12 protein-coding genes, 1 tRNA gene and 1 pseudogene are annotated in these 9,266 nt (G+C 68.5%); 13 read left to right on the forward strand and 1 reads right to left on the reverse strand.

Translation table 11 applies throughout. The annotated features are described in order from the left end of the window. The first annotated feature begins 83 nt into the window (after positions 1-83). The 3 genes from murA to ABDW31_RS07495 all read left to right on the forward strand — a co-directional run bounded on the left by murA (position 84) and on the right by ABDW31_RS07495 (position 2,188). Positions 84-1,373: a UDP-N-acetylglucosamine 1-carboxyvinyltransferase gene (gene murA / locus ABDW31_RS07485; RefSeq protein ID WP_184717894.1), complete on the forward strand. Its 1,290-nt coding sequence runs from the start codon at positions 84-86 to the stop codon at positions 1,371-1,373. 2 nt (positions 1,374-1,375) lie between these two features. Further along, entirely contained in the window at positions 1,376-1,813 is a 438-nt protein-coding gene (locus ABDW31_RS07490) for a DUF2948 family protein (RefSeq protein ID WP_184717896.1), read from the forward strand. Positions 1,814-1,993: 180 nt separating this feature from the next. Beyond that, positions 1,994-2,188, forward strand: coding sequence for a hypothetical protein (locus ABDW31_RS07495; protein WP_184717898.1), 195 nt, complete (start codon positions 1,994-1,996; stop codon positions 2,186-2,188). Here ABDW31_RS07495 and ABDW31_RS07500 read toward each other — a convergent pair. Beyond that, complete coding sequence (locus ABDW31_RS07500; RefSeq protein ID WP_184717900.1) at positions 2,185-2,559, reverse strand: nuclear transport factor 2 family protein; 375 nt, start codon at positions 2,557-2,559, stop codon at positions 2,185-2,187. The genes ABDW31_RS07495 and ABDW31_RS07500 overlap by 4 nt on opposite strands. 77 nt (positions 2,560-2,636) lie before the next feature. Between ABDW31_RS07500 and ABDW31_RS07505 the strand changes: the two genes are divergently transcribed. The 10 genes and pseudogenes from ABDW31_RS07505 to ABDW31_RS07550 all read left to right on the forward strand — a co-directional run bounded on the left by ABDW31_RS07505 (position 2,637) and on the right by ABDW31_RS07550 (position 9,207). Next, positions 2,637-3,122 (forward strand): MarR family transcriptional regulator, encoded by a 486-nt coding sequence (locus tag ABDW31_RS07505; protein ID WP_184717902.1) that lies wholly within the window; start codon positions 2,637-2,639, stop codon positions 3,120-3,122. 10 nt (positions 3,123-3,132) lie between these two features. Then, positions 3,133-4,577 (forward strand): annotated as a pseudogene (locus ABDW31_RS07510) (NCS1 family nucleobase:cation symporter-1). Between the two features lie 45 nt (positions 4,578-4,622). Continuing rightward, positions 4,623-5,909 carry a histidinol dehydrogenase gene (gene hisD / locus ABDW31_RS07515; protein ID WP_184717904.1) on the forward strand — a complete coding sequence of 429 codons (1,287 nt, stop codon included), beginning with the start codon at positions 4,623-4,625 and terminating at the stop codon, positions 5,907-5,909. A gap of 21 nt (positions 5,910-5,930) precedes the next feature. After that, a complete protein-coding gene (locus ABDW31_RS07520) occupies positions 5,931-6,410 on the forward strand; it encodes a UPF0262 family protein (protein ID WP_184717906.1) in 480 nt (159 codons plus the stop codon). A 5-nt stretch (positions 6,411-6,415) separates the two neighbouring features. Continuing rightward, on the forward strand, positions 6,416-6,874 hold the full coding sequence (locus ABDW31_RS07525) for a low molecular weight phosphatase family protein (RefSeq protein ID WP_184717908.1): 459 nt from the start codon (positions 6,416-6,418) through the stop codon (positions 6,872-6,874). A gap of 96 nt (positions 6,875-6,970) precedes the next feature. After that, entirely contained in the window at positions 6,971-7,189 is a 219-nt protein-coding gene (gene infA / locus ABDW31_RS07530) for a translation initiation factor IF-1 (protein ID WP_035044427.1), read from the forward strand. Between the two features lie 34 nt (positions 7,190-7,223). After that, positions 7,224-7,805 carry a Maf family nucleotide pyrophosphatase gene (locus tag ABDW31_RS07535; protein ID WP_184723740.1) on the forward strand — a complete coding sequence of 194 codons (582 nt, stop codon included), beginning with the start codon at positions 7,224-7,226 and terminating at the stop codon, positions 7,803-7,805. A gap of 10 nt (positions 7,806-7,815) precedes the next feature. After that, positions 7,816-8,862: a ribonuclease E/G gene (locus ABDW31_RS07540; protein WP_184717910.1), complete on the forward strand. Its 1,047-nt coding sequence runs from the start codon at positions 7,816-7,818 to the stop codon at positions 8,860-8,862. Then, complete coding sequence (gene yacG / locus ABDW31_RS07545; protein WP_184717913.1) at positions 8,859-9,032, forward strand: DNA gyrase inhibitor YacG; 174 nt, start codon at positions 8,859-8,861, stop codon at positions 9,030-9,032. The genes ABDW31_RS07540 and yacG overlap by 4 nt, the downstream gene beginning before the upstream one ends. A gap of 99 nt (positions 9,033-9,131) precedes the next feature. Beyond that, positions 9,132-9,207 (forward strand) — tRNA-Phe (locus ABDW31_RS07550). Positions 9,208-9,266: the final 59 nt, after the last annotated feature.

Genomic DNA, 9,266 nt, shown 5'->3' on the forward strand with positions numbered 1-9,266 from the left:
CCCCTCTTGCAACGGATAGAACCCGCCCCTCACATGTGAGCCGCGCGGACAGCCCCCACCGCCCGCGCGTTCGAGGGACGTGAATGGATCGCATCGCCATCATCGGCGGCGCGCAGCTGAACGGGTCGATCCCGGTCAGCGGCGCCAAGAACTCGGCCATCAAGCTGATGGCCGCCAGCCTGCTCACCGACGAGCCGCTGCGCCTGACCAATATGCCGCGCCTGGCCGACACGCGCTTCCTGGGCAAACTGCTCAAGCGCCTGGGCGTGGAAGTGACCGAGAGCGACGGCCCCGACGGCCAGCAGACGCTGCTGCACGCCGCGGAGATCACCAGCGGCTTTGCGCCTTATGACCTGGTTCGCCAGATGCGCGCCTCGTTCAACGTGCTGGGTCCGCTGGTCGCCCGTTCGGGCCAGGCCAAGGTCAGCTTGCCTGGCGGCTGCACCATCGGCGCGCGCCCCGTCGACCTGCATCTGCAAGCCATTGAGGCGCTGGGCGCCAAGATCGACCTGCACGAAGGCTATGTCTACGCCCAGGCCCCGCGCGGCCTGAAGGGCGCGGAGATCACCTTCCCGTTCGTCTCGGTGGGCGCCACCGAGCACGCCATGCTGGCCGCCGTGCTGGCTGAAGGGACGACGGTGATCCACAACGCCGCCTGCGAGCCGGAACTGGTCGACCTGCAGGAGTGCCTGAACGCCATGGGCGCCAAGGTCGAGGGCGCGGGCACCCCGACCGTGACCATCACCGGCGTCGCTCGCCTGCACGGCGCGACCCATTCGGTGATCCCCGACCGGATCGAGATGGGCACCTATGCCGTCGCCGCCGCCATGGCCGGCGGTGAGGTTCGCCTGACCAACGCCCGTCCGGGCCTGATCGACGCCCTGCTGGACAAGCTCAAGGAAGCCGGCGCCGGTGTCGAACAGACCGCCGACGGCTGCATCATCCGCCGCAACGGCCACCGCCTGGAAGCCGTCGACGTCGAGACCGCACCATTTCCGGGCTTCGCCACCGACCTGCAGGCCCAGTTCATGGCCCTGATGACCACGGCCAAGGGCGAGAGCCGGATTCGCGAGACCATCTTCGAGAACCGCTTCATGCACGCCCCCGAGCTGATGCGCCTGGGCGCCGACATCTCGGTGTCGGGCGGCGAGGCCCGCGTGCGCGGGGTCGAACAGCTGGAAGGCGCCGAGGTGATGGCCACCGACCTGCGCGCGTCGGTTAGCCTGGTGATCGCCGGCCTGGTCGCGCGCGGCGAGACCACGGTCAGCCGCATCTATCACCTGGATCGCGGCTTCGAGCGCCTGGAAGAAAAGCTGGGCGCCTGCGGGGCCCAGGTCCGCCGCATCGCGGGCGACGGCGAGCCGGAGCTGTAGTCATGGCGCAGACGGGCAAGCCGCTGCGCCTGCTGGCTCAGGACGTCGAGGATCTCGGCGTGCTGTCGGCCGCCCTGCAGGACGCTGTGGCCAAGATCGGCGACATCCGCTGGGACGCGCAGAGCCGCACCCTGACGATCGCCTGCAACCGCTTCCGCTGGGAAGCGGACGCCAAGAAGGGTGAGCGCGTGCGCTCGGCCCTGCAGTTCGGCGACGTCACCGGCGTGCAGGCCCGCAATCTGCGCCGCGACGCCAAGGGGGCTGTGGTCTCGCTGATGTCGATCGGCTTCGAGCCCGCCGAGGAAGCGCCGGCCGGCGTGGTGACCCTGGTCTTCGCGGGCGGCGGCGACATGCGCGTCAGCGTCGACTGCCTGGACGTGGCCCTGGCCGACGTCTCCGAGGCGTGGGCGACACCCCGGACTCCGGGCCACGCGGACTAGAATTCAGGCGCCTGCTCAAACTCTGAGCGGCGCCTTTTTTTCTGATCTTTCGACGCGCAGGCCTCGCGCCTGGAATTCGTCCCACGCGCTAGTGATCGGTCGGCCCATTCGCCCGTCAGGCGAGTGGTGTTAACCTTCCTGCACGCGTCCGATAGAGGCGCACTCGTCAGGGAGGCCGAAATGGCCAGAAGGACATCCTATGCGACTGGGGAAACCCAGTCGGTTTTCTTCCGCGCGTGTGACATCACCAAGCCGCAGCCGCCGGTGCTGCGCCACGGCGGACCCTGCTTCGACTGGGGCAGGGCGACCCTGGTGGCGCTGAGCGTCGTCTTCTTCGCTGGCCTGGCGACCCTGGCCTACGCGGCGCTGCTCTAGACCTCGTCCTGCACGTCGAAGCGCGTGACCTTGCCGTCGCGCAGCCGGAAGACGTGGCCGACGGTCTTGTCCTTCAGTCCGTGCGTCTGGCCCTCCAGAGGGTTGCCGTCCAGATCGCGGATGGTCTGGATGACCCGCGCCACGACCGCGCCGTCGGCGGTGCGCTCGAAGCTCACGGGCTGGACATGCGGGCTGACGATGGCCCATTGCCGCGTCCAGTAGGCGCGCACAGCCTCGTGGCCGTGCTCGTGCCCGCCCTCCATCGCATTGGCCCAGGCGACGTCGTCGGTGAGGGCGACCAGCACCCCGTCGATGTCGCGGGCGTTGAAGCGCACATAGAGGCGTTCCAGGGTCTCGATATCAGCGTCCATCAGCTCGTCTCCGTGCATTGCGCTCAATTGCATACGTGCATATGTATCTATCTGGAGCAAGCGCAAGGGGTGATGTGATGGATGTGCTGTCGACGCCGGGGCACCTGATCAGCTTGGCGTCCCGCGGCGTCACGCGGCTGAGCGAGGCGCGGCTGAAGCCGCTGGGGTTCGGGGTCGGGCACTTGCCGGTGCTGGTCGCCTTGCGAGACGGCCAGGCCAGCACCCAACGCGACCTGGCCCGCTTCGCTCGGATCGAGCAGCCGCCGATGGCCCAGATGCTGGCCAGGATGGAGCGTGACGGCTTGATCCGGCGCACACCCGATCCCGCCGACGGCCGCAGCAGCCGCATCACCCTGACCGAGGCAGCGCAGGGCCGCCTGCCGGACGCCATAACCGTCCTGCTGCAGGGCAATGCCGAGGTGCTGGACGGCTTCTCGCAGGATGAGACGGCGACCCTGGTCCAACTGCTGACCCGGCTGATCGACAATCTGGAACGGGTCGCCGGCGCGGAGTCCGAAGACCGGCGTTCCGCCATCTTGCCGGAGATCCCCGACCGCTCCTAAGCTTCGCCGCATGAGCACGCCCGACAGCGACCTGTGGAACGAGGACCTGGCGCCGACCAGCGCGGCGCAGCGCACCTGGCGCTGGTGGCATTTCGCGGCGCTGTGGCTGGGCATGGTGATCTGCGTGCCGGCCTACATGCTGGCCTCGGGTCTGATCGAGCAGGGCATGTCGGCGGGGCAGGCGTGGTGACCGTGCTGCTGGGTAATGTCATCGTCCTGGTCCCGATGCTGCTGATTGGCCATGCCGGCGCGCGCTGGGGCGTGCCCTATGCGGTGCTGGCGAGGGCCTCATTCGGCTGGAAGGGCGCGCGGGTGCCGGCCGTGGCGCGGGCGATCGTCGCCTGCGGCTGGTACGGCATCCAGACCTGGATCGGCGGCGGCGCGCTGCTGACCCTGCTGGGCGTCATCGTCGGCCGCAAGCTGGAGGGCGCGCCGCTGCCGCTGCTGGGCATAGGCGCGGGACAGCTGCTGGCCTTCCTAGCGTTCTGGGCCATCCAGCTCTTGTTCGTCACCAAGGGCCTGAACGCCGTCCGCAAGCTGGAAACCTGGACCGCGCCCATCAAGATCGCGATCTGCGGCCTGATGGTCTGGTGGGCGGTGTCGAAGGCCGGCGGCGTGGGACCGATCCTGCATCAGCCCTCAGCCTTCGCGGACGGCGGGGCCAAGGCAGGCCAGTTCTGGAGCGTGTTCGCCCCGGCCCTGACGGCGATGGTCGGCTTCTGGGCGACCCTGGCCCTGAACATTCCCGACTTCACCCGCTTCGCCAAGGCGCAGTCGGATCAGATTCTGGGCCAGGCGATCGGCCTGCCGCTACCGATGGGCTTGCTGGCCCTGGTCAGCGTCATGACCACCTCGGCCACGGTGCTGGTCTTCGGCAAGGCGGTCTGGGACCCGGTGCAGCTGGCCGGCGACATCGGCGGGATCGCCGTGGTCGTGGGCCTCCTGATCATCAGCCTGGACACCGTGTGCTGCAACATCGCCGCCAATCTGGTGGGGCCGGCCTACGACTTCTCGGCCCTGTGGCCCAGCAAGGTCAGCTATCGCATCGGCGGTTGGATCACGGCCGGCATCGGCGTGGTGATCATGCCGTGGAAGCTGCTGGAGACCACCCAGGGCTACATCTTCACCTGGCTGGTCGGCTACAGCGCGCTGCTCGGGCCGATCGCCGGCATCCTGATCGTCGACTACTGGCTGGTGCGAAAGGCGCAACTGGCGGTGGACGACCTCTATGTCCGTGATGGGGCCTACGCCTACCGGCGCGGCTGGAACCCGGCGGCGATCATCGCCCTGGTGCTGGGCGTCGCGCCGAACCTGCCGGGCTTCCTGGCGGCGGCCGCCCCGCACCTGTTCAGCGGCGTCGGTGCGTTCTGGACGGGCCTCTACACCTACGCTTGGTTCGTGGGCCTGGCGATCGCCGCGGCGGTCTATGGGCTGATGATGCGGGGACGTGCTTAGGCTTTCTGACTTGTGTCAGGCGTAAAAACCCGCATCTAGCAGGCCATGCGCCGTTTCTCGTTTTCCGCCCCCGATTTCCAGGCCGCCTTCAAGGCCTTCCTCGACGAGCGTCGCGGCTCGCCGGCTGATGTCGACGCCGCTGCGGCCGACGTGCTGGAGGCTGTGCGGACGCATGGGATCGACGCGGTGCTCGATTACAGCCGTCAGTTCGACAAGGTCGAACTGACGGCCGAGACGATCCGCGTCACCGCCGAAGAGATCGAGCAAGGCTGGGCCGACACGCCCGCCGACGTGCGCGAGGCCATCGCCTTCGCCGCCGCCCGCATCCGCGCCTATCACAGCCGCCAGCGTCCGGCCGACCAGGCCTGGACCGACGAGGCCGGCGTCGAACTGGGCTGGCGCTGGACGCCGCTGGAGGCCGTGGGCGTCTATGTCCCCGGCGGCCGCGCGGCCTACCCCTCGACCGTGCTGATGAACGCCGTGCCCGCCCAGGTGGCCGGCGTCGACCGCATTGCCATGGTCACCCCGCCCGGCAAGCTGCAGCCCGCCGTGCTGGCCGCCGCCAAGGAAGCCGGCGTGACCGAGATCTGGCGCGTCGGCGGAGCCCAGGCCGTGGCGGCGCTCGCCTATGGTGCCGGTCCGATCCAGCCGGTCGACAAGATCGTCGGCCCCGGCAACGCCTATGTCACCGCCGCCAAGCGCCGCCTCTATGGCGTGGTCGGCATCGACGCCCTGGCCGGTCCGTCCGAGATCGTCGTCGTGGCCGACAACAAGAACAATCCCGACTGGATCGCCGCCGACCTGCTGAGCCAGGCCGAGCACGACCCCGCCGCCCAGTCGATCCTGATCACCGACGACGAAGCCTTCGCCGCCGCTGTCGAGCAGGCTGTGGCCGAGCGCCTGAAGACCTTGGCCACCGGCGAGGACGCCGCCGCCTCGTGGCGCGACCACGGCGCGGTGTTCATCGCCCCGCTGGACGAGAGCCCGGCCCTGGTCGACGCCATCGCGCCCGAGCACGTCGAGTTCGCGCTCGACAATCCGGAAGCCCTGTCGGACCGCGTGCGCCACGCCGGCGCGATCTTCCTGGGGCGCGTGACGCCCGAAGCGATCGGCGACTACGTGGCCGGTTCGAACCACGTGCTGCCGACCAGCCGCGCCGCCCGCTTCCAGTCGGGCCTGTCGATCTACGACTTCATCAAGCGCACCTCGATCGTGAAGTGCGATGCGGCGTCGTTCGGCATCCTGGGCCCGCACACGGTGGCCCTGGCCACGGCCGAGGGGCTGCCGGCTCACGCCTTATCGGCCGAGATCCGGTTGCCTTCTGGCGATTGACGCGCGAACCTCCTCCGACAGATGAGCACCGACGCCACCGCCAGCCACCGGATCAAGTCGATCGAGATCGACGACGACAGCCTCGCGGCCGCCTCGCGCGACCAGGAGCAGGAGCGCCAGGTCGCGATCTTCGATCTTCTGGAGGCCAACTATTTCGAGCCGGTCGAATCTACAGGCGGTCCCTACGACCTGCGCCTGTCGCTGATCGAGAACCGACTGGCCTTCGACATCAAGGGGCCGGATGCCGAGCGTCGGCATCTGCTGTCGCTGTCGCCCTTCCGGGGAGTGATCAAGGACTACTTCCTGATCTGCGACAGCTACTATTCGGCGATCCGCAACTCGACGCCGCAGCAGATCGAGGCCTTGGACATGGGCCGGCGCGGCCTGCACAACGAGGGCTCCAACCTTCTGCGCGAGCGGCTGGAGGGCAAGGTGAAGACCGACCTCGACACCGCGCGGCGCCTGTTCACCCTAATCTGCGCGCTGCACTGGCGGGGCTAGGGGGCGTGGTCGACTCGCTGCCCGGCGCGGTGCTGTTCACCTGCAACTTCAACCGCGTGCGCTCGCCGATGGCCGAGGGGCTGTTCAAGCGATTCTACGGCACGCGGGCGTTCGTCGATTCCTGCGGGCTGAAGCCGGATCCGGCGGGGGAGGGGGTCGATCCCTTCGTCGTCGTGGTCATGGACGAGCTGGGCCTGGACGTCTCCGACCACCAGCCCAAGACCTTCGCCCAGCTGGAGGACGACAGCTTCGACGTCGTCGTTTCCCTGACACCGGAAGCCCAGCACCGGGCGGTGGAGCTGTCGCGCGATCGCTCCGTCGACATCGAATATTGGCCCACCCACGATCCAACGCTCACGGACGGTTCCCGCGAAGCGCGGCTGGAGGCCTATCGCGAGGTTCGCGACACCCTGGCCGAGGCCATCAAGCAACGTTTCGGGGCACCATCGACGTTTGGGGGGTGAATGCGTTATAGAGGCGCCTCGCCGCGAATGGCCTCGTTCTGACTCGATGTCGGACGGGGGCTCGCGGCTGTCCGATTCGTTCCATTGAGAGGCCTGATGGCTAAGGAAGAACTGCTCGAGTTTCCCGGTACGGTCAGCGAACTGCTGCCGAACGCCACCTTCCGGGTGACGCTTGAGAACGCACACGAAATCATCGCCCACACCGCCGGCAAGATGCGCAAGAACCGCATCCGCGTGCTGGCCGGCGACAAGGTCCTGGTCGAAATGACCCCCTACGACCTGACCAAGGGCCGTATCACCTACCGCTTCAAGTAGGACGGCGATGGTCCAAACGACGGCTGTCCAAGCGATGGCCGCCCAGCCGGCGCTGGTGCTGGCCAGCGCGAGTCCGCGCCGCCTCGATCTCTTGGCCCAGGTCGGCGTCACACCCGACCGGGTCGATCCCGCCGACATCGACGAATCCGCCCTGCGCGACGAGACCCCGCGCCGCCATGCCCTGCGTCTGGCGCAGGAAAAGGCGCGCGTGGTCGCCGCCCGCGCGCCGGGCGACTTCGTCCTGGCCGCCGATACGGTGGTCGCGGTCGGCCGGCGCATCCTGCCTAAGGCCGAGACCGAGGCCGACGTCCTTTATTGCCTGAAGCTGCTGTCGGGTCGGAACCACAAGGTGCTGACCGGGGTGGCCCTGATCGGACCGGATGGCCGCGAGGCCTCGCGTCTCGTCGAGACCAAGGTCGGCTTCAAGCGCCTGTCCGACGCCGAGCGCGACGGCTATGTCGCCAGCGGCCAATGGAAGGGCAAGGCGGGCGGCTATGGCGTCCAGGGCCTGGCCGGCGGCTTCATCACTGAGCTGCAGGGCTCGTATCCCAGCGTCGTCGGCCTGCCGCTGTACGAGACGCTGAATCTTCTGACCGGGCTGGGATACCGCGCATGAGCGCCAAGTCGTGAGTGAACGCAGGGCCTATCTCTATAAAGGCGTTGGCGAGACCGTCGGGGTCGTGACCCTGGACGGTCGCCCCGAGCGCCTGTTCGTCTCCTGGCCCACCGACGATGTCCTGGACGCCGAGGGCGTGCGCGGCGTCGCCCGCGTCAAGAAGATCGAGAAGGCCTTCGCCTCGGCCTTCGTGGCCCTGCCGGGCGGCCAGGACCTGATCCTGCCGCTGCGGCCCGACATGCCGGCCCTGGTCGAGGGCGGGCTGGTCGAGATCGAGATCAAGACCGCCTCGCGTCGCGGCAAGTCGGGCGTGGCCCGCTTCATCGCCGAAGGGCAAGGCGAGCCGAGCGTGCTGGAAGCCGCCCCGACCATCGAGGAGCGCCTGCGCCATCATGTGAAGGCCGGCTCGCCGTCCACGGGCGACAAGGCGCTGCTGGCGGTCGAAGAGGCTGAAGCCGATATTCTGGCGACCATCTTCGCTCTGCCGGGCGGCGGCGATATCGCCGTCGAGCCGACCCGCGCCCTGACCTCCGTCGACGTCGACCTCGGCGCGCGCGAGGGGGCCGATTCGAAACGCGCCGCGCGCCAGGCCAACATGGCCGCCCTGAGCGTCGCCGCGCGCGTCCTGCGCCTGAAAGGGCTTGGCGGCATCATCGTGTTCGACCTCGTCGGGCGCGGTCACGATGCGCCGGCCCTGACCACGGCGGCTCGCAACATGTTCTCGCCGGACAATCCGGGTGTCGGCGTCGGCGGGATCAGCAAGTTTGGCACGATGGAGATGATCGTGCCGCGCCGCGCGCCGCCGATTCTCGACCGCCTTCTGACCGAGACGGGCGCATCGAACCCTCGTTACGTCGCTCGGCGCCTGGCGCGGGCGCTGGAACGCGAGGGGAGGGCCGATCCTGGCGCGCGCCTGACGGCCCGCTGCGCAGCGGCCGTCGCCGAGTCGTTCGCTTCGGAGTTGGAATCGGGCGTCGCCGACCGTCTGGGGCGTAGATTCGCTGTGGAAGCGCAGTCCGATTGGCCGGTCGACCGCCTGGAGGTGTTCGCCGGATGAGCACGGGATGCCCCATCTGCGGCAAGCCGGTCGAAAAGACCTTCCGCCCCTTCTGTTCCAAGCGCTGCGCTGACGTCGATCTGCAGCGTTGGCTAAGCGACCGATACGTGGTCCCCGGGACCGACGAAGACGACGAAAATCCCCTGTCGGAAAGCATCAACAGGGAATGACAAAAGGGCGCTGGACTTCGTGTTCGGCCTCCCTTATAGACCCCCTCCTCGCTGAACGGCGAGGTCGCCGAGGCGGTTTTCACCGCTTGAGGCCAAGGTGCCTGAGTAGCTCAGTTGGTAGAGCAGCGGATTGAAAATCCGCGTGTCACTGGTTCGAATCCGGTCTCAGGCACCACTTTCCTTCCTTTCGGAAGTTTTGCAGTCGGTCTGCCCCGTCGCTGGGTCGGGCCTGTC

This window comes from Caulobacter sp. (assembly GCF_039596335.1).
GTDB lineage: Bacteria > Pseudomonadota > Alphaproteobacteria > Caulobacterales > Caulobacteraceae > Caulobacter.